The 18,924-nt window shown below is 40.1% G+C and carries 22 protein-coding genes and 1 tRNA gene; 17 read left to right on the top strand and 6 right to left on the bottom strand.

Annotation, left to right across the window (positions count from 1 at the left end):
- Positions 1–4 precede the first annotated feature (4 nt).
- Together H5058_RS15635 and H5058_RS15630 are read right to left on the bottom strand one after the other, a co-directional pair.
- A complete protein-coding gene (locus H5058_RS15635) occupies positions 5–880 on the bottom strand; it encodes an endo alpha-1,4 polygalactosaminidase (RefSeq protein WP_182678951.1) in 876 nt (291 codons plus the stop codon).
- Positions 881–990: 110 nt separating this feature from the next.
- The gene (locus H5058_RS15630; protein ID WP_182678948.1) at positions 991–2,133 is read right to left on the bottom strand and encodes an alkene reductase; all 1,143 of its coding nucleotides are present in this window, start codon (positions 2,131–2,133) and stop codon (positions 991–993) included.
- Between the two features lie 118 nt (positions 2,134–2,251).
- Between H5058_RS15630 and H5058_RS15625 the strand changes: the two genes are divergently transcribed.
- Complete coding sequence (locus tag H5058_RS15625; RefSeq protein WP_011329095.1) at positions 2,252–3,169, top strand: LysR family transcriptional regulator; 918 nt, start codon at positions 2,252–2,254, stop codon at positions 3,167–3,169.
- Positions 3,170–3,253: 84 nt separating this feature from the next.
- Here the strand turns inward: H5058_RS15625 and H5058_RS15620 are convergent, their stop codons facing one another.
- A complete protein-coding gene (locus H5058_RS15620; protein WP_011329094.1) occupies positions 3,254–4,525 on the bottom strand; it encodes a mechanosensitive ion channel family protein in 1,272 nt (423 codons plus the stop codon).
- A 117-nt stretch (positions 4,526–4,642) separates the two neighbouring features.
- Positions 4,643–6,526, bottom strand: coding sequence for a propionyl-CoA synthetase (locus H5058_RS15615; RefSeq protein WP_011329093.1), 1,884 nt, complete (start codon positions 6,524–6,526; stop codon positions 4,643–4,645).
- A 363-nt stretch (positions 6,527–6,889) separates the two neighbouring features.
- Between H5058_RS15615 and rpsF the strand changes: the two genes are divergently transcribed.
- From rpsF to alr, 9 genes are all read left to right on the top strand, one after another.
- Positions 6,890–7,231 (top strand): 30S ribosomal protein S6, encoded by a 342-nt coding sequence (gene rpsF, locus H5058_RS15610; RefSeq protein WP_011329092.1) that lies wholly within the window; start codon positions 6,890–6,892, stop codon positions 7,229–7,231.
- A gap of 44 nt (positions 7,232–7,275) precedes the next feature.
- Positions 7,276–7,593, top strand: coding sequence for a primosomal replication protein N (gene priB / locus H5058_RS15605; protein WP_041454555.1), 318 nt, complete (start codon positions 7,276–7,278; stop codon positions 7,591–7,593).
- Positions 7,594–7,605: 12 nt separating this feature from the next.
- Positions 7,606–7,833, top strand: coding sequence for a 30S ribosomal protein S18 (gene rpsR, locus H5058_RS15600; RefSeq protein ID WP_002962753.1), 228 nt, complete (start codon positions 7,606–7,608; stop codon positions 7,831–7,833).
- A gap of 36 nt (positions 7,834–7,869) precedes the next feature.
- Complete coding sequence (gene rplI, locus H5058_RS15595; RefSeq protein WP_011329089.1) at positions 7,870–8,322, top strand: 50S ribosomal protein L9; 453 nt, start codon at positions 7,870–7,872, stop codon at positions 8,320–8,322.
- Between the two features lie 230 nt (positions 8,323–8,552).
- Positions 8,553–9,101 (top strand): RNA polymerase sigma factor, encoded by a 549-nt coding sequence (locus H5058_RS15590; RefSeq protein WP_011329088.1) that lies wholly within the window; start codon positions 8,553–8,555, stop codon positions 9,099–9,101.
- Complete coding sequence (locus H5058_RS15585; protein ID WP_089368705.1) at positions 9,088–9,573, top strand: hypothetical protein; 486 nt, start codon at positions 9,088–9,090, stop codon at positions 9,571–9,573. The genes H5058_RS15590 and H5058_RS15585 overlap by 14 nt, the downstream gene beginning before the upstream one ends.
- A 9-nt stretch (positions 9,574–9,582) precedes the next feature.
- Positions 9,583–10,521 (top strand): DUF4097 family beta strand repeat-containing protein, encoded by a 939-nt coding sequence (locus H5058_RS15580; protein ID WP_182678946.1) that lies wholly within the window; start codon positions 9,583–9,585, stop codon positions 10,519–10,521.
- A 114-nt stretch (positions 10,522–10,635) separates the two neighbouring features.
- The gene (dnaB, locus tag H5058_RS15575; protein WP_041454554.1) at positions 10,636–12,015 is read left to right on the top strand and encodes a replicative DNA helicase; all 1,380 of its coding nucleotides are present in this window, start codon (positions 10,636–10,638) and stop codon (positions 12,013–12,015) included.
- Positions 12,015–13,094, top strand: a complete 1,080-nt coding sequence (gene alr, locus H5058_RS15570) for an alanine racemase (protein WP_086997797.1) — start codon at positions 12,015–12,017, stop codon at positions 13,092–13,094. Before dnaB ends, alr begins: the two co-directional genes overlap by 1 nt.
- A gap of 13 nt (positions 13,095–13,107) precedes the next feature.
- On the opposite strand, the gene H5058_RS15565 is transcribed toward alr, so the two are convergent.
- Positions 13,108–13,347, bottom strand: a complete 240-nt coding sequence (locus tag H5058_RS15565; protein ID WP_011329083.1) for a DUF2960 domain-containing protein — start codon at positions 13,345–13,347, stop codon at positions 13,108–13,110.
- Positions 13,348–13,442: 95 nt separating this feature from the next.
- On the opposite strand from H5058_RS15565, the gene H5058_RS15560 reads away from it, so the two are divergent.
- From H5058_RS15560 to H5058_RS15535, 6 genes are all read left to right on the top strand, one after another.
- Positions 13,443–13,694 (top strand): hypothetical protein, encoded by a 252-nt coding sequence (locus H5058_RS15560; RefSeq protein WP_011329082.1) that lies wholly within the window; start codon positions 13,443–13,445, stop codon positions 13,692–13,694.
- Between the two features lie 41 nt (positions 13,695–13,735).
- Positions 13,736–14,359, top strand: a complete 624-nt coding sequence (pnuC, locus tag H5058_RS15555) for a nicotinamide riboside transporter PnuC (RefSeq protein WP_182678944.1) — start codon at positions 13,736–13,738, stop codon at positions 14,357–14,359.
- A 7-nt stretch (positions 14,360–14,366) separates the two neighbouring features.
- Positions 14,367–15,173 (top strand): phosphotransferase, encoded by an 807-nt coding sequence (locus H5058_RS15550; protein ID WP_182678942.1) that lies wholly within the window; start codon positions 14,367–14,369, stop codon positions 15,171–15,173.
- A 210-nt stretch (positions 15,174–15,383) separates the two neighbouring features.
- Positions 15,384–15,458: transfer RNA gene (locus H5058_RS15545), tRNA-Arg, on the top strand.
- Between the two features lie 59 nt (positions 15,459–15,517).
- Positions 15,518–15,739 (top strand): Rho-binding antiterminator, encoded by a 222-nt coding sequence (locus H5058_RS15540; protein ID WP_041454550.1) that lies wholly within the window; start codon positions 15,518–15,520, stop codon positions 15,737–15,739.
- 103 nt (positions 15,740–15,842) lie between these two features.
- The gene (locus H5058_RS15535) at positions 15,843–17,057 is read left to right on the top strand and encodes an HD-GYP domain-containing protein (protein ID WP_182678940.1); all 1,215 of its coding nucleotides are present in this window, start codon (positions 15,843–15,845) and stop codon (positions 17,055–17,057) included.
- Here H5058_RS15535 and H5058_RS15530 read toward each other — a convergent pair.
- Positions 17,017–17,340: a hypothetical protein gene (locus H5058_RS15530; protein WP_041454548.1), complete on the bottom strand. Its 324-nt coding sequence runs from the start codon at positions 17,338–17,340 to the stop codon at positions 17,017–17,019. The two genes, H5058_RS15535 and H5058_RS15530, sit on opposite strands and share 41 nt — an antisense overlap.
- Positions 17,341–17,623: 283 nt before the next feature.
- Here H5058_RS15530 and H5058_RS15525 point away from each other — a divergent pair, with 283 nt between their 5' ends.
- Positions 17,624–18,868 carry an outer membrane protein transport protein gene (locus H5058_RS15525; protein WP_011329076.1) on the top strand — a complete coding sequence of 415 codons (1,245 nt, stop codon included), beginning with the start codon at positions 17,624–17,626 and terminating at the stop codon, positions 18,866–18,868.
- Positions 18,869–18,924 lie beyond the last annotated feature (56 nt).

The raw sequence follows: 18,924 nt of genomic DNA, 5'->3' as shown, positions 1-18,924 counted from the left end.
GCTTTTACAAGCAGCTAATCCTGAATTCGTCATCTAGGTTTATTGGCAAAACCAGTGTATTAAATTGCCTATTAATAGCATCATCACACATATTGTTCAGTTCAGCGCTACCATTACTATACTTACTATTATATTCAACATGAAAAACAGCTTTATTGTTACTTATAAAAGGGGTGAGTAATTCGCACTCTTGATACTCGTAGCATTGCTCGTTTACTGCAAAATCAAAATAACTATGCAGCTCATTTACCTGATGAAGATTGTTTTTTAAGCCAACCGCCAAGCCACGAGTATGCGCCTGATTTGCTATAAAGCGAGTAAATACAAGCTGATCGTTTGCAGTTAAATTAAAGCCCGAATTATTCATATAGCCGTCAACGTTATCGGGCTCTACGCCATCACATCCTTTTTGTACTGCTAAATCTAGACGACTAGCCATTATTGCTTGCACATTAGGTGAGCGAATATCTAACCAACGCTCTCCTTGCCAATTAGCTAAAGAGTTACCTAATTCGTTGATTAAAAATTGGCTCTTATCACTTCGCCACGATTCATAAGAACCCGCTGAAAAATAGCAAATAACCCGCTTACCTTGAGCTTGTAATGTTTGTATTAACTGTACTGGGGAATCGAATAGGTCTATGTCGTAAATATTAACATTGTAGTTAGTATTTATTGTGCCAGTTAGCTGCCATTGCCAGGTGCTCCCCAATGCGGGTTTATACCAGTTACCGGTAGTAATAGGGGCAATTGCAGGCTCGACTTGGCTAGAGGGAGTTGTTGGTGTATTATCATTTTCACCGCAGCTACTAATACTGATTAGCAGTAAAAATATAACACAGTGGCCTGCGGTTTGTTTATTAAATAAAGGCAAAAACATAACATACTCAAACGGTATTAGTAGTTATTAATTTAGCTGAAAACTATTGATATTGCATTAAGGATGTCGATTTTTATATTGAGTATTAGGCCTTCCGTGGCCTGCTTAAATTAAATGTTTTTATAGTATAAATAATCACTATAACCAACCTCTGTGCCGCCATACATAGTGGCTGCATCAGCTTCATTTAAAGGCCATTGTTGTTTAATACGCTCAGGTAAATCGGGGTTCGCAATAAAAGGCCGACCAAAAGCAAACAAGTCACCGTAGCCATTATTTAAAATACGCAGTGCTTTATCTACCGTGTATTTTCCTGCATATATAATTCGACCAGAGAACTGCGCTCTAGCTGCTTTGTAAAACTGCTCAGGTAAATCAGGTGCGTTATCCCAATCGGCTTCAGCAATCGATAAGTAAGCAATACCTGCTTGTTCAAGTACCTTAATCGCTTCTATGTAGGTATTTTGTGGATCAGACTCGACCAAACCCAAATAAACGCGGGTTTCATCTGTGCTGCTAAAAAGTGGTGCAAAGCGAACGCCTAAGCGATCAGCGCCTACAACCGCGCTCACAGCAGCAACAATTTCTTTTAAAAAACGCAGACGATTAGTAAGTGATCCGCCGTATTGATCGTCACGCACATTAGTGTGCTCTGAAATAAATTGATTAACTAAATAACCGTTAGCACAATGTAGTTCAACGCCGTCAAAGCCGGCTTCTAATGCATTTTTTGCTGCTTGCGCATACATATTAACTAACTCGCTCACTTCATCAGTACTTAAAGCGCGCGGTGTACTTGGTTCACTTAAAGCACCTTGGCCTGGGCCGGTTTCAATAAACACCTTAACGTTGTCAGCTGTAATTGCTGAAGGAGCTATTGGCTTGGCTTCATTAGGTTGCAAACTGGTGTGCGATACACGGCCAACATGCCACAGTTGAGCAAATATAATGCCCCCTTTAGCATGCACAGCTTGAGTTACTTTTTTCCAACCTTCAATTTGCGCCGCAGAATGTATACCAGGAGTCCATGCATAGCCTTGACCTCTTGGCTCTATTTGCGTGCCTTCGGTAACCATAAAACCAGCGCTGGCACGCTGCGCATAATAGGTTGCCATTAAGTCGTTAGGAATATTACCTGGTTGGGTGCTACGAGAACGTGTAAGTGGTGGCATTACTATACGGTTTTTAAGTGTATAAGGGCCAAGTTCTACAGATGAAAATAACGAGCTGGTATCAGAAATAGATTGATTCATTAAAACTCTCTCTTAAAGCAAACTTAGTGGCTTATTACCTCGTAATTAACAAGGTAAAGTATGTTGATGCTTAGCTGTTTAAGCAATGTTGGTAAGCGTAGAGCTTTAAGGGTACAATTTGAAACAACACTTTATTGTTTTAGATACAATTATGAATGGTATTAACCGGCTCGATATTAAACAGCTCAGGGTACTAAATGCCTTGCTTGATTTAAAAAGCTTGTCGCAGGTTGCACGTAAAATGGGCTTAACCCAGCAAGCAATTAGCGAGCAACTGCGTAAACTACGTGACTTATTTGACGATCGTTTGTTTATTCGCCAAGGAAATAGCATGGTGCCAACGCCTAAAGCGTTATCTATGCAGCAACCTATTAGCCATATTTTAAAGCAACTTGAAATGCTGTTAGAGCCCGATGTATTTACACCGCAAACATACAAAGGTGTATTTACTATTAGCGCGACAGACTACGCAACTCAAGCCTTGTTACCGCAGCTTTTTAATATAACTAGGCGAGAAGCCCCCGGATTAAAACTAATAGTGCGCGACTTTGCCTCAGATAATGTTAACCAGCTAATTACGGCGGGCGAGCTTGATTTACTGATTAGTTTTCCTGAATTTATTCCAGATAACTTAGCTTATGTTACTTTGCTTGAAGAGCAGCATTTATGCGTTACAGGTTGTGGCAACAAGCTAACAAATGAGCCGTTAACACTGGCACAAATTGCAGCTTATCCGCAGCTAGTGGTATCACCTTCGCGTGCCAATTTACGTGGTTCTCACGATCAGTGGTTTGCAGCAAAGGGCCTTAAACGCAATATTGTTATGTCGGTACCTAGCTTTTCGGCAGTACCAAACATTCTTCATACAACCGATATGATCGCGTTTTACCCAGCGCGATTACTACCAAACAATAAAGTACAAGAGCTAACCGTGGAAGCATTGCCGCCGCCTTTTAAAGTAATAGCTGCATGGCATCCACGTACCAGTGAAAGCCCAATTCATCGCTGGATACTGGAGCAATTAAAAGTAATTTGAAGTGTGAATAAATTTTAGCGAGCAACACTCGTTTTATAGTGTTACTCGCTAATATAGGAGCTAACGATAAAGTAAGCCGTAATTTTAGAGCTTACCTATCGACAAAGATCGCACATCGTTACCTGTTGGCGACTCATGTGCTTTAAGGTAAAACACCGGTAAAATAGCCAGTATATGGTCAAAAATATCAGCTTGAATACCTTCGTACTCTGCCCACACTGTGGTGTTGGTAAAGGTGTAAATCTCGATAGGTAAGCCTTTATTAGTTGGCTCTAATTGCCTTACCATTAGGGTCATATTTTGATGGATTTTAGGGTGTTGTTTTAACAGTTCTATTAAATAATGCCTAAAGGTACCGACGTTAGTTAAGCGGCGGCCATTAAGTAGGCAACTCATATCTTTGCTAGCGTTTTCGGCGCTAATAGATGATATTGTGGTATCTATATATTTGGTTAGTAAATTTGCTTTTCTAAGCTCAGTGAGCTCTTGTTCATTTAAAAAGCGCACACTGTTCATTTCTAAATGAATACTACGTTTTATTCTACGACCGCCCGATTCCGACATGCCGCGCCAGTTTTTGAATGAATCAGAAATAAGCGCATACGTAGGTATTGTAGTGATGGTTTTATCCCAGTTTCTTACCTTTACCGTGGTAAGTGCAATGTCAATTACATCGCCATCAGCGCCATACTTGGGCATTTCTAGCCAATCACCTACCGCTAACATATTATTAGCAGAGAGCTGAATACCTGCCACTAAACCTAAAATAGCATCCTTAAACACCAACAGCATAACGGCTGATAACGCACCTAAACCACTTAATAAAATTAATGGTGATTTATTCATTAATAACGACACAGCTAAAATACCGGTTAATACACTGGCAATTAACTTAATGGTTTGTAATAACCCTCGTATCGGGAAGTGGGCTCTGACTGCGCGCCTATCAGAAATAACCTGAAAAATATCGAGCAACGAAAACAGTGATAGTAAAGAGAAGAGAATGATCCATTGGTCGGTAACCATTTCAATAATATGTAAAAAGCTACTCCCTTCGGGGATCCAAAGCCTAGCTTGAATAACGACAACCGCACCTTGAATTACAAAAGAGATATGTTTTGCAAGTTTAAATGCTAAATCGGCGGGAGTTTTTGCATCAGGCTGAACAATTCTTTCGCTAAAGCGACCTTTAAGAAAGTGCTTAGCTGAGTTTCTGATAATTAAATGTAAAATTATGGCAAAAATGGCGAGCCAGCAAAGTACTAAAATGTCGTACCATAAAAGAGGGTTGGCGGGTAAATATTGGCCAAACCACCCCAGTAAATACTCACGTAGTTCAGCTCTTATATCTGTCATTTAATCTCCGTTTACATCATAAAGTTATTTATTTATTCCAAGGTTATTTAAGCAGAAGGCGTAGTTAAAGTCTATCTTCACTCGGTGCCGATAGACTTTAACTATAAACAGTTCGTTTTATTTTTCAGCAAGTTGTTCACTTAACTCGGCAAAAATACTGGGGTCGTCAATAGTCGATGGAATTTGCAGTTCTTCGCCATCAATAAGCTGGCGTAAGTTTTTGCGTAAAATTTTCCCTGAGCGTGTTTTAGGTAAGCGCTCAACACACATAATATTTTTTAAACACGCGATAGCACCAATTTGGTTACGTACAGATTGCACAAGCTGTTGTTGTACTTCTTGGTGAGAGCCGGTAAAACCGTCTTTCAGTACTATCATCGCCATTGGGTTTTGCCCTTTAAGCGCATCGTTTACACCAAATACAGCACATTCTGCAACCGCAGGGTGGGCGGCAACAATTTCTTCCATTTCGCCGGTAGATAGCCTGTGGCCAGCAACGTTAATTACATCATCGGTACGACCCATAATAAATAAGTAGCCGTCTTCGTCTATGTAGCCACCGTCTCCCGACAGGTAATAGCCTTCATATTCGCTCAGGTAACCTTGTTTATAGCGCTCGGTATTTTGCCAAATTGTTGACAAGCAACCCGGCGGTAAGGGCAGTTTTATTACTACTGCGCCACTTTCGTTAGGGGCACATTCTTCGCCTTCCATATTTAAAATACGTACGTCAAAGCCCGGTGTAGGAACGGTTGAACTACCTGCTTTGGTTTCTAAGTGTTCAATGCCAATAGGGTTACAAGCAATAGCCCAGCCGGTTTCTGTTTGCCACCAATGATCGAGCACAGGTAGGCCGGTTTTTTCTTTTAACCAACCGTAAGTAGCGGCATCAAGGCGCTCACCGGCTAAAAATAACCGTTTTAAGCTAGATGTATCATATTTTTTAAAACCCTCAGCTTCAGGGTCTTCTTTTTTAATTGCTCTAAATGCAGTAGGCGCGCTAAATAAGGCTGTTACTTTATGCTCCTCTACTACTCGCCAAAATGCACTGGCATCTGGGGTGCGCACTGGTTTGCCTTCGTAAAGTACAGTTGCACAACGATACATTAACGGCGCATATACTATGTATGAGTGACCCACCACCCAGCCAATATCAGACGCAGCCCAAAAAACTTCGCCAGGCTCCATACCATATACGTTTTTCATGCTGTAATTAAGGGCAACAGCATGGCCGCCATTTTCACGTACTACACCTTTAGGTAATCCTGTGGTGCCTGAGGTATATAAAATATATAGCGGATCACTACCACTTACAGGTACAGGGTCAACAGCTTGTGCTGTTTGCATAGCCTTTGCCCAATCAATATCTTGGCCGCTATTGAGTGTTGCGGTTGCTTGTTCGCGTTGATAAATTACGCAGTGATCAACTTTATGCGTGGCGCGCTTAATGGCGTCATCTAATAAGGGTTTGTATTCAATAATATTACTTACTTCTACACCACAAGAAGCACTTAATACTAATTTAGGTTTAGCATCATCAATACGCACCGCTAATTCATGAGCTGCAAAGCCACCAAAAACCACAGAGTGCACTGCACCTAAACGAGCACAAGCTAGCATGCCAATCACTGCTTGTGGGATCATGGGCATGTAAATAACCACACGGTCGCCTTTTTGCACACCTAGCGATTGCATTACACCGGCAAACTTAGCCACTTCTTGTTGTAGCTGTGAATAATTATAAGTTTGTTTAGTATTGGTAACAGGAGAGTCGTAAATAAGCGCAGTTTGCTCGCCAAAGCCGGCTTCAACATGTTGGTCAAGTGCTAAGTAGCTAGTATTAAGCTGGCCATCATCAAACCAATGGTATAAGTCATCGCTGTCTTGTGTATAGGCATTTTGGGGTGTTTTATACCAAGGAATACACTTACTTTGTGCTAACCAAAATTCAGCTGGGTTTTGTTTGAAGGCGTTATAATGCTGTTTATATTGACCTGACATAAATGATCCTAAAACTAAAAAAGAGTGTGAGAGATATTAAAAACTAAGCGTTTTTGCTTAATTATTATATTAGACCTTGGTCGGCTAAAAGCTGAGCAAGGTGGTTGTTTTTTAGTTTGTTTTGCAGGGCCTAATTACGACTTAATACATAGCAAGCTAATTGAAATTGTTATGTTTTTATAAAAAACGTCAATTAAACTCTATTTGTACGGCTTTTTCTTTATTTTCGATAGAAAACTGGCTTGCTTAATTATCAAACTAAGCGTAAAATGCGCGCTCATTTCGGCTTTTAAACTATTAATTCCTTGCCTTAAACCGACCGGCCGAAACGGTAGAAGGCTCTATTAACCGTAAGGAATATCCATGCGTCATTACGAAATCGTATTCATGGTTCACCCTGATCAGAGTGAGCAAGTAACTGGTATGATCGAACGCTATACTGGTTCTATCACTGAAGCTGGTGGTGTTATCCACCGTCTTGAAGACTGGGGCCGTCGTCAACTGGCTTACCCAATCAACAAGCTTCATAAAGCTCATTATGTTCTTATGAACGTTGAAGCACCAACTGAAGTAATCAGCGAGCTAGAAACTACTTTCCGCTACAACGATGCAGTGCTTCGTAACTTAGTTATGCGTACTAAAAACGCGGTAACTGAAGCGTCTCCTCTTGTAAGAGAAGAGAAGAAAGAAGCACCAGCTGCTTAATTGTTTTGAGTCCTAGCATGGCGTTTAACTGGTGATGAATATAAATGGTTAGCCCTTTTATGAATCAACTGGTTTTATCTGGGGTAGTTTGTAAAACTCCCAAGTTAAGCCAAAGTCCTGCTGGTATACCGCATTGTATTTTTGTTATTGAACATAAGTCAATGCAAACAGAAGCAGATCTTAACCGTAATAGTTACGTTCGGCTTCAAGTGGTTGCCAGTGGAAAGCAAATGCAACAACAGACTCAACATTTGCACGTTGGGCAGGCATTGCAAGTGAGTGGTTTTTTAAATCGCCACGAAGGTCGTAACGGCCTTAGCCAATTGGTTTTGCATGCTCAGCATATCGAAAGAATTATTTGAGGAATTAATCTCATGGCACGTTATTTCAGACGTCGTAAGTTTTGCCGCTTTAAAGCGGAAGGCGTACAACAAATCGATTACAAAGATCTAGCTACTCTTAGAAACTATGTTACAGAAAGTGGCAAAATCGTACCTAGCCGTATCACAGGTACTAGCGCTAAATACCAGCGCCAGCTAGCAACTGCTATTAAGCGTGCTCGCTACTTAGCCCTTCTTCCATACACTGACTTACATAAGTAAGCAGCGGATTAACACGTTTTTAAAAGGTGTAGAAACATGCAAGTTATTCTACTAGATAAGATCGCTAACCTAGGTGGCCTAGGTGACCAGGTTGTTGTTAAATCTGGCTTCGCACGTAACTTCCTTTTCCCGCAAGGTAAGGCAGTTCCTGCAACTAAAGCAAACATTGAAACATTTGATGCTCGTCGCGCAGAACTTGAAGCGAAAATCGCTGATCAGTTAGTTGCTGCACAAGCACGCGCTGACAAACTTGAAGCATTAGCAGAAGTTACATTAGTATCTAAAGCTGGTGACGAAGGTAAATTATTTGGTTCAATCGGTACTCGTGACATCGCTGACGCTATCTCAGCTGTTGGTGTTGAAGTTGCTAAGTCTGAAGTTCGTCTACCTCTAGGTACTATCCGTGAGACTGGCGAATTTGACGTATCAATCGCAGTACATTCAGAAGTAACGGCTACTATTAAAGTAATCGTTATTGCTGAAGCTTAATTTTTAATTAAGCAAAAAAAAGCCGTGCTATTTAGCGCGGCTTTTTTGTGCCTAAAATTTAGCTAGCTGTAGATCTAAAAACACGCTTAATAAAACCTCTTCTAAATCATCTTTCCTTTTTGCAATTATTTTTTCATTTCATTTAAACCTTTTCAAACTGTCATTACGTCTAACTTATCAATACACTTAAATGCTAACCCAGTAATTATAATTTAAAGGCGACATTACGGATGTTACACGTTAAACCCGAACAGTCGCAATTGTGCGAAGCAGCACTCATTAAGCGTGTTAAGTCGGGGGATCAAGCTGCATACACACTACTTTATGAACTACACATAAAACGAGTATACGGGTTATGTTTACGTCTATTAGCTGATCAGTCGCATGCAGAGGATGCGGCCCAAGAAGTGTTTGTACAGGTGTGGCACAAAGTAGCGCAGTTTGATGGGCGCTCGCAGTTCTCTACTTGGCTTTACAGCGTAGCGAGTAATGTTGCGATTAATTATTTACGCAAACAAAAAAATTGGCTGCAAAAAGTGGTGAGTATTGAGCACAGCGGTATGGATGAGCAATCAGTTAACGACTGTAAAGGTTTAAATGGCCTAGATAAATTAATAGTAAGGCTTCCAGAGCGAGCACGTATGGTATTTGTGCTGTTTGCCATTGAAGGCTACAGACACGAGGAAATAGCCGAGCAACTAGGTATGGCTGTTGGCTCAAGTAAGTCGCAATATCATCGTGCTAGGCTGTTATTACAAGAGTGGTATGAAAATGAGTAAAGAAAATTTTGATGACTACTTAAACGAGTCACTCAATACACTTGATAAAGACATAACGCCACGCAAAAATTTATGGCCAGGGATTGAGCGAGCGATTATTAATGCTGAACGCTCTACACAAAAACACACTACTATTTGGCCAAAGTTAACGGCAGTAGCTGCATGCAGTGTTGCGGTTTTAATTGCAGTAAACATCGTTTTTATAACGCCTGAGCCAAAGCCTGCCGTGGCGATAAGTGATTACTTTTTAGCGCAAAAAAACAGTTTGTTAGTTGCGTATAAAAATCAAGACGCACTTACCAGCAATTGGCAAGTGCAATTGCAAGAACTCGAAGAAGCAGAGTTAGCCATAAAGCAGGTTCTTGAAAACGAACCACAAAACCAAGCGCTATTAACTATGTTAGCGCAAATATATCAACAACAACTTGATTTGATTAATAAGGTGCACGCACCTCGTTGGCAGCATATTTAGGAGCATAACATGAAAGCGATTTTACTAGGGTTGAGCTTATTTCCACTGGCGGTATTAGCGGGTGAAAAAATAGATAAGCAAATAGAGGTAGCCAATGGCGGCACTATTTATATTGAAAACCAACGTGGTGATATAAACATAACGGGCTGGGATAAAAACGAATTTAAAGTGTCGGGCGAACTTGATGACAAAGCCGATGGCTATGAGCTTAAAACCAGTGGTGATAAAACCCAGTTTATTGTAAACATGCCACGTAATACGGATTGGGGTAACAGTGGTGATGGTTCAAAGTTAACTATATTTATGCCCAGAAGTAGTGCGCTTGAGTTTGCTGGTGTGAATGTATCTGTCAGTGCAAAAGAGCTACAAAACAGTGCAGAAATAGATGTGGTTAATGGTGAGATAAGCGCAAGTAATTTAGCGGGTAATATTAAACTTACCAGTGTTAATGGCGATGTAAAGGCGCAGAACTTAAGTGGTAATATTGCATTTGAAACCGTAAATGGCGAAATTAACGATAAAAACTCAAGCGGGAAGTTGCGCTTTAGCGCCGTAAATGGTGATATTAAATCAAACTCAACGGCAAGCGATGTTCGCCTTGAAAACGTAAATGGTGATATAGACTTTACTTTGTCGAGCATTAAAAACTTACGAATTAATACCGTTAATGGTGAGGCCGAAGTGCATATTAAAGAGCTGTTAAAGGGCGCAGATGTTCGTTTTGAATCGGTAAGTGGCGATGGTGAATTTTACTTTGCGGCAGATGTATCGGCTAAGTTTGAAATTGAAGCGCATGCGAATGGCAAAATAATTAATAAAGTGACTAGCGATAAAGTCAGTAAAGCTAAATATGGCCCAGCCAGTAGTTTAAAATTTAGTATTAATGGTGGTAATGCTAACGTTGAAATGAATACAATTAGCGGGCGACTCGAACTTCATACTAAATAACATTCGCTACTGGCTATGATTACAAAAAGCAGGAAAAGATTTCCTGCTTTTCTATTTGCACAGCCCCTGCAAGTAGATAGAATAGGCACCATTGTATTTTAGTACTGTGAAGTCATGGCCAAACGAGATAAGCAAGTCGATACCCTTAAAGTTCCTCCCCATTCAATAGAAGCAGAACAATCTGTTTTAGGTGGCTTAATGCTTGATAACCAAGCATTTGACCGCGTAGCAGAGCTTGTTGTATCACAGGATTTTTATACCCGCACGCATAAGCTTATTTTTGAAGCGATGACAACGCTTGCTGAAATTGGCGATCCGATCGATTTAATTACTATTTCAGAGAGCCTAGAAAAAAATAATAAATTAGCAGGAATTGGTGGTTTTGCTTATTTAGCTGAAATAGCCAAAAACACCCCAAGTGCTGCTAATATTGACGCTTACGCAAGTATTGTGCGCGAACGTGCTGTGGTACGTGAAATGATTGGTGTAGCAAATGAAATTGCCGAAGCAGGTTTTAATACCGAAGGGCGCACCAGCCACGATTTGCTCGACTTTGCTGAGAGCAAAGTATTTAAAATTGCTGAGCAACGTACAAAAAACAATGAAGGCCCGCAAAGCATTCATAGCATACTTGAAAAAACAGTTGATAAAATAGAAGAGCTTTATCAATCACCGCAAGACGGTGTAACAGGTGTGAGTACCGGCTATGCCGACCTTGATAAAATGACCACAGGTTTGCAACCATCTGACTTAATTATAGTTGCGGCACGTCCATCTATGGGTAAAACCACTTTTGCGATGAACCTTGCAGAACATGCTGCAATGACCCAAGACAAGCCGGTATTAATTTACTCACTAGAGATGCCCTCAGAACAAATTATGATGAGGATGTTGGCGTCTCTTGGGCGTATTAACCAAACTAAAGTGCGTACTGGTCAGTTAGATGATGACGATTGGGCACGACTTTCATCAACCATGGGTTTGTTGATGGAAAAAGGCAAAATGTACGTTGATGATGCCTCGGGCTTAACACCTACTGATGTACGCTCTCGTGCACGACGTATTGCCCGCGATCATGGTGGTATTAGTATGATCATGGTCGATTACTTGCAATTAATGCGAGTACCTAGCCTTGCTGATAACCGAACGCTTGAAATTGCCGAAATTTCACGTTCACTTAAAGCATTAGCAAAAGAGCTAAAATGTCCGGTTGTTGCGCTTTCGCAGCTTAACCGTACGCTTGAGCAACGTGCCGATAAACGTCCAATTAACTCAGATTTACGTGAGTCTGGCTCTATTGAGCAAGATGCCGATTTAATCATGTTTATTTATCGTGATGAAGTGTACAACGAAGACAGTACCGATAAAGGTATTGCCGAAATAATCATAGGTAAGCAACGTAACGGTCCTATTGGTAAAGTACGTTTAACCTTCCAAGGTCAATTTTCTCGCTTTGATAATTATGCGGGGCCAGCAGTAGATGACGATTATTAATGCGCCTAGCGATAGCCGAAATTAACTTAACAGCACTTGCGCATAATCTTGCGCAAGTTAAGAGCTTTGCGCCTAATAGCAAAGTAATGGCAGTGCTAAAAGCCAATGCCTACGGGCATGGCTTAGTAACCATAGCGCAGCACTTAAACGATGCCGATGCATTTGCTGTGGCACGTATAGATGAAGCGCTGGCACTGCGTGCTGGCGGTTTAACTAAGCCAATTGTATTGTTAGAAGGCTTTTTTGATGAAGCCGACTTACCCATTTTATTAGCTAATAATTTTCAAACCATTATTCATGACGAAAACCAATTAGCGGCACTGGAAAATGCGCAGCTTGAGGCTCCTATAAACTGCTGGTTAAAAATAAATACCGGCATGCATCGATTAGGTATTGCACCAGATCAATTTGATGAGTTTTATAATCGCTTACAAAAAACAGCCAATGCGAATAATACGGTTAATTTAATGACCCATTTTTCGTGCGCGGATGATGTTGATAGCAGTAAAACAATGCAACAAATAGCATTGTTTAATCGCTTGGCAGAAAACGTTGAGCAGGCACATTGTTTATCAAATTCTGCCGGTATTTTAGCTTGGCCAAGTGGCCACGGTGATTGGGTACGCCCAGGGTTAATGCTTTATGGTGTATCGCCTATGGCAAATACCACAGGTAAAACGTATCAATTAGAGCCGGTTATGCGCTTAACCACAAAAGTAATTGCAGTGCGTAATGTAGCTGCCCATGAAGCGGTGGGTTACAGCGGGCGTTGGCAAAGTGATAAGCCGACCCAGTTAGCGGTTGTTGCTATGGGGTATGGTGATGGTTATCCGCGCCATGCGAGGGCGGGCACTCCGGTAATAATAAATAAGCAGCGTTATGGTATTGTAGGTAGCGTAGCTATGGATATGATCACCTTAGATATAGGCAATAATACACATAATATTAAAGTAGGTGACGAGGTAACTATGTGGGGGCCTGAGCTACCAGTAGAAGAAATAGCCCAGTGCGCCGATACTATACCTTACGAGTTATTGTGTAATATTACACCAAGGGTAAGCTATCAGTATCAGCGTTAAACTGCTGGTACTATTACTCTTTTATAAAGTAAATATCGCTAAAGCCCATACGGGCAAACTCTTGGTCGCGAAAATTACGCACCGACGCTGAGCCTTTCGAAGTCATTTCGATTTGCTGTACCATAGATAAATAATTAGTAAGATCGATACCTTCAGCGGCGGCAATTGCCTGATACATGTCGTGGTATTTATCTTTAGCGAAATTAATTTCGCGCGGTTGGTTTTTAAATGTATAGGTTATTCTGCGTGCCATATTAAGCTCATTTCGATTGCGAATTAGGGTGATTTTACACTGTATTGAATCACCATTGAATGATTTTTTTAAAATGAAATAATAAAGAGATAAAAATGAAATTAACAGTAGAGATCAGCAAATACCCACTTCATCAAGACTATATTCCGTTTATAAAAGGCTTTATAGATCGCTTAAACGAGTACGATAATTTAAAAGTAATTACTAATACCTTATCAACGCAAATTTTTGGTGATTACGATTTAGTAATGCAAGTGTTAAGTACCGAAATTAAACGCTCGTATGAAGAGTTTGGTAAAGCTATTTTTGTATGTAAATTTCTATCTGGCGATTTGTCTCCACAATAACGGCTAATATGCATATTAGTAGTAACACGGAACCACACAATATGGATTTTTTAACACAAACCTTAAGCGGTTTTACAGCAATGTCGCATTGGGAGTATATTGCAGTGGGGCTGTCTATGGCTTATTTATTATTAGCAATAAAAGAGAGTTTATGGTGTTGGCCAGCCGCATTTTTTAGCACCCTTATTTATACTATTATGTATTGGAATGGCGCGTTATTAATGGAGTCGTTACTGCATTTTTATTATATGTATATGGCGGTGTTTGGTTGGCTAGTATGGCGTAAAGGCAAAGCTAACAACGATAGTTTAAGTATTACCTCATGGTCAATGAATCGTCATATAATATTGATAATAGTGACCAGCATAGTTGCTCTTGCCATTGGTTACTTTATGAAAAATTACACCCATGCAGACTTTGCTTACCTTGATAGCTTTACAACCTGTTTTGCGGTAGTTACTACTTATTTAGTGGCAAAAAAAGTACTCGAAAATTGGCTGTATTGGATTGTAATAGATGCCGCGTCTATGTATTTATATTACGAAAAAGGCTACTACCCAACGCTCGCGCTCTTTATTTTTTACACCATAGTGGCTGCGTGGGGGTTTAAAACTTGGTACGAAGAGTACGAGCAAAAACAAGCTAAACCTATAGCGCAGTTATAAGACATTCATGCAGTCAATTAGCGATATTATCAACGGGTTTAATGCACAATTAACACTACTTAGTAGTGAGCGATTACATAGTGGTTTAAGCAATGACAACTTTTTAGTGCGCGCTGCGCTAAATAATCAACAGTATGCTTATTTATTAAAAAGTTACCGCGATCACTGGCCTACATTAGGCTTAGCTGCACAAGCTCGATTTGCACAGCTGCAATTGTGCCCTAAACCACTTTGGTTAGACAAAGTTAACAGGCTCGCTATTTTTGAATACATAGAAGGCGACACAGCCCAAAGCAATTATACCCCTGAGCTAATTAAAAAGTTGGTTGGCTTACATTGTCATAATGTGGTTAGCGAGGCGATGAATATAAAGCAAGAGCTGGATTTTTATCAACATACAGCGTTATATCAACAATATAGCCAAACTGTAGGTGTGGCGGTAGCAGAAATAGAAAAGCTACCACGTGATGAAGGCTTTTGTCATAATGACTTAGTAAAAGAAAACATCATAGAGAACCCGCAAGGCATGTTTTTAATCGATTTTGAGTACGCCAAAACCAACGACGTTTACTTTGATTTAGCCGCAATAGCTGTAAGTTTTGAACTAGACAGGGAAGGTAAGCAACAGTTACTTAAAACCTATCAACAGCAGTTACCGCTTTCGCAACGTTTTTACTGCTCTATTAATAAGCTAGAGTATTATCAAGTAGTGTTTTTAGTACTGTGTGTTTGCTGGTATAGCGATCGCTCAATAAATGAAAAAGTGATGCCTCTGTGCGCGCAATTAGACGCATTGATAGCGCTGCAATATTAACTTATCTCTTAAGTGGCTAATTTAAGCTAGTAGCCCACCTGGTTTTTAGCAACAAATAGCTGATTTACCAGCTACCACTAAGTCTTTTATTTAAAAGCGTTTAAATAATAAGCATATGAACGAATGGCGCTAGCATTTACCTTTAGATGTCTTTATCATTACGCATGCCAAAGCATTGATATCGCGAGTTGATGTGGCGGCAACAAATGTGCTCTCGTGGTGAAATGGATATCACGTGGCCCTCCGGAGGCTGAGTTGTAGGTTCGATCCCTACCGAGAGCGCCATTTGCATTCCTCTAATACACTTGCTAACTTTTAGTATTATCCTTTAAAAAATATTCAACATGACTTATCTACCAATTAAATGTGGCGACTACGATCAGCTTGAGCTTTATTGCATGCGTGCAAATAAAGTGGCTATCACATTAGATACCCAAACCTTAGTGGGTGTTGCTAAAACCTTAGAAAATATTAAAGGCGAAGGCGAGTTTTTGGTGCTGCAAGAGCCAACAAACAAAATAATAAAAATACGGCTAGATAAAATTAAAACGATTTCACTCGCTTAGTTTGTAGCTATTTATTACTAGTAAAAACTTTAAAAGTAGACATTTAAGGTTAAAAAGTGCTATTTAAGAGACACGCCTTATAATTGTAGAACCTCCCACACTTATGCTTATCACTTTACCTATATCTGAGCTTGTCCCTGGCATGTTTGTTGACAATGTTACCAAGCAGCATGAAAGCATTAGTAGTATAAAAATCAAAACCAGTGGACTAGTGCGTGATAAGTCAATAATTAAGCGTTTAGTAACAGAAGGGGTGCTAGAGCTACTCATTGATTTTACTAAAAGTGATGTTGAGATACCCGCCAAATACAAACCACAAAATAAAGCTAAAGTAGATAGCAGCCAAGAAAAGCCAGCTAAAGCTGCTGTTGCTATAACGGTAGAGCAAGAGTTTGCAAAAGCGAGCGTAAGCTATGAGCAGCATAATCGCAAAATACAGGCTTTATACGGTGACTTAACAGCAGGGCTTGCGCTTAATATAAATGTGTTGGATGAAATTGCCGGTGAAATAGTGGCATCGGTATTTAGAAACCCCAATGCAATGACCATTCTTACCCGCCTTAAAGACAAACACAGCTATAATTGGCGTCATATGATCAACTGCGCCATTTTTGCAGCAGTATTTGCTAAATACTTAGGCTATGAAGAGCCTACTGTGCAGCAGCTTGCAATGGGGGCATTGCTGCATGATTTAGGACAGGCAAAGGTGCCGCAGGGTATATTATCAAAGCAGACTAAAGTCACTAATAATGAGTTTGCAGCAATAAAAAAACATGTTGTACAAAGTTTAGGTTTAGTTAAAGGCGAAAAAGGGATCACACCGTTAATGCTTGATATGATAGTGAATCATCATGAGCGATTAGATGGTTCGGGTTATCCGCGAGGCCTTAATGCAGAGAAATTAAGTCGCCCTGCACGTATAATGGCTATTGTAGATGTGTATGACGCGATAACAGCAGATAGGCCTCACCAAGTCGGTGACGAGCCAATAAACGCACTGCGTTATTTGCTCGCTAACAAACAACTGTTTGACGCTGAATTAGTACAACACTTTATTAAATGTTTGGGTGTGCATCCGGTATGTACTATTGTAAAGCTGACCAATGAACGTTTAGCACTGGTACTTGAGGGCAATAACCTTAATCCCATTAAACCTAAAGTTAAACTATTTTATAATGCGAAGTATGGCCACCATGTTACGCCAAAAGATATTGATTTGAGCGACCTGAGCCAAGAGCTTAAAATTATTGCCAGTGTTAAGCCCCTTGATTATCAGATTAACTTGTCTCGTTTATTAAAAGAGCACTTACTTTTATAGCGTTAGTACATTTGCGTTTTTGGCTTTGTTTAGCCGAAATAAACGCACCTAAAAAGCAACTTGCCATTAATATTAACCACAATAAAGTACCAAGCTCTACATGCAGCGCTAAACAGCAAAATGTTAGCGAGATTAATGCACAAGTAATAGCCGCCAACCAAAAGTGATTAACTGGATTGTCACATTGCCCAGCACGAGTACACGCACAATAGTTTGCTTTATAAAAACAAAATACACTTGCGCCACAAAAAATAAGCCCAGTCAAAATAAGTAAAATGCTCACCGTTTTCTCTCATCATCGTTTTATAGAGAGTGTAGATTGCAGCGCATTTCAAGTCAATTCAAATGAGAATCAATTACAATTAGAGCTTGTGCTCTAATAGCACACTTCTAGTCCGATGAGTTTTAATAAGTTGTTAAATGGTCGTTAAAAAACGTGTTTTTTACTGTTTTTTGACGTGTTTGTAGAGTTTTTTATAAAAAATTAATGTAGTGTGATCAGGTTTGAAATCCTAATAACAACACACATAGCTACCCAAACAATAAGTTTGGTTAAGGAAACAACAATGAAATTTACTAAAACTTTAATCGCAGCGTCGCTGGTACTTGTTTCAGCAGATAGTTTTGCTGCAGCATTTCAGTTATCTGAGCAAAATGCCTCAGGACTCGGTCGCGCCTATGCAGGTGAAGCTTCAATCGCAGACGATGCGTCTGTAGTAGCTCGTAACCCAGCATTAATGTCACTATTTAAAGAAAAACAAATATCAGTGGCGGGTATTGCTGTACTTCCTGATGTAAGCTTAAAAGGCACTGATACAAATAACGGTTTAGATCCAAGCGTGCTAAATAATGACAGCATCGCTCCTAATGCAATTGTACCTGCGGGTTACTTTACCATGCCAGTTAACGATAAAGTGTCAGTTGGCTTTGGTGCATTTTCTAACTTTGGCTTAGCCACAGAATTTAATGGTGACTATGCTGCAGGCCAAATAGCTGGTGAAACAGAAATTGTAACAGTTAACTTCAATGCCAGCGTTGCTTATAAAGTAACAGAGCAATTTAGTTTTGGTATTGGCTTAAACTATATTTATGCAGATGCAACGATAATTCGAAAAGTGGGTGCGAACCCTAATATTCCAGCTTCAACTGATGCGGTTCACTTAGAAGGTGACGATACTGGTTTAGGTTTAAATTTAGGCTTAATGTATCAACTTGATGAAAACAGCCGCTTTGGTTTTAACTACCGCAGCGAAACCGATATTACTTTTGAGGGGACTTTCTCAAGCGCAGCTAAATTATTACCTGAAATGCCAGGTTCTGTTGAAATTACACTACCAGCTATTGCTGAATTTTCTGGTTCTCATCAGTTAGATGAAAAGCTTGGTTTACACTACAGTGTAATGTGGACAGGTTGGAGCAGCTTTGACAAGTTAGAAGCAAAAGTAAACGGACCAGCAGGTGAGTTTACAGGATTTGAGAAAGAAGAAAATTTCTCAGATTCTATGCGCTACGCAATAGGTTCTGATTACCAGTACAGTGAAAACCTATTATTACGTGCCGGTGTTGCGTTTGATGAGTCACCAGCGGATAAAAACCATATGTCGATTTCTATCCCAGATACAGACCGCTTTTGGTTCTCGTTTGGTGGTAACTACGCAATTGATCAACATTCAGACTTTGATTTAGGTGTGAGTGTACTACGTGGTAAAACACAAAACTTCACTGAAAAAGATAATTCACAGCAAGAATGGTCTTTTGAATCAAAAGGTCATGCATTGCTAGTTGGTGCTCAGTACAACTATAAGTTTTAATGCTTGCCTAGAGCCTAGAGCCTAGAGCCTAGAGCCTAGAGCCACAAAAAAGCCGC

It is taken from the genome of Pseudoalteromonas sp. SR45-4, assembly GCF_014163535.1.
Taxonomy (GTDB): Bacteria; Pseudomonadota; Gammaproteobacteria; order Enterobacterales; family Alteromonadaceae; genus Pseudoalteromonas; species Pseudoalteromonas nigrifaciens.
This window is presented reverse-complemented; position numbering and strand designations above follow the sequence as displayed.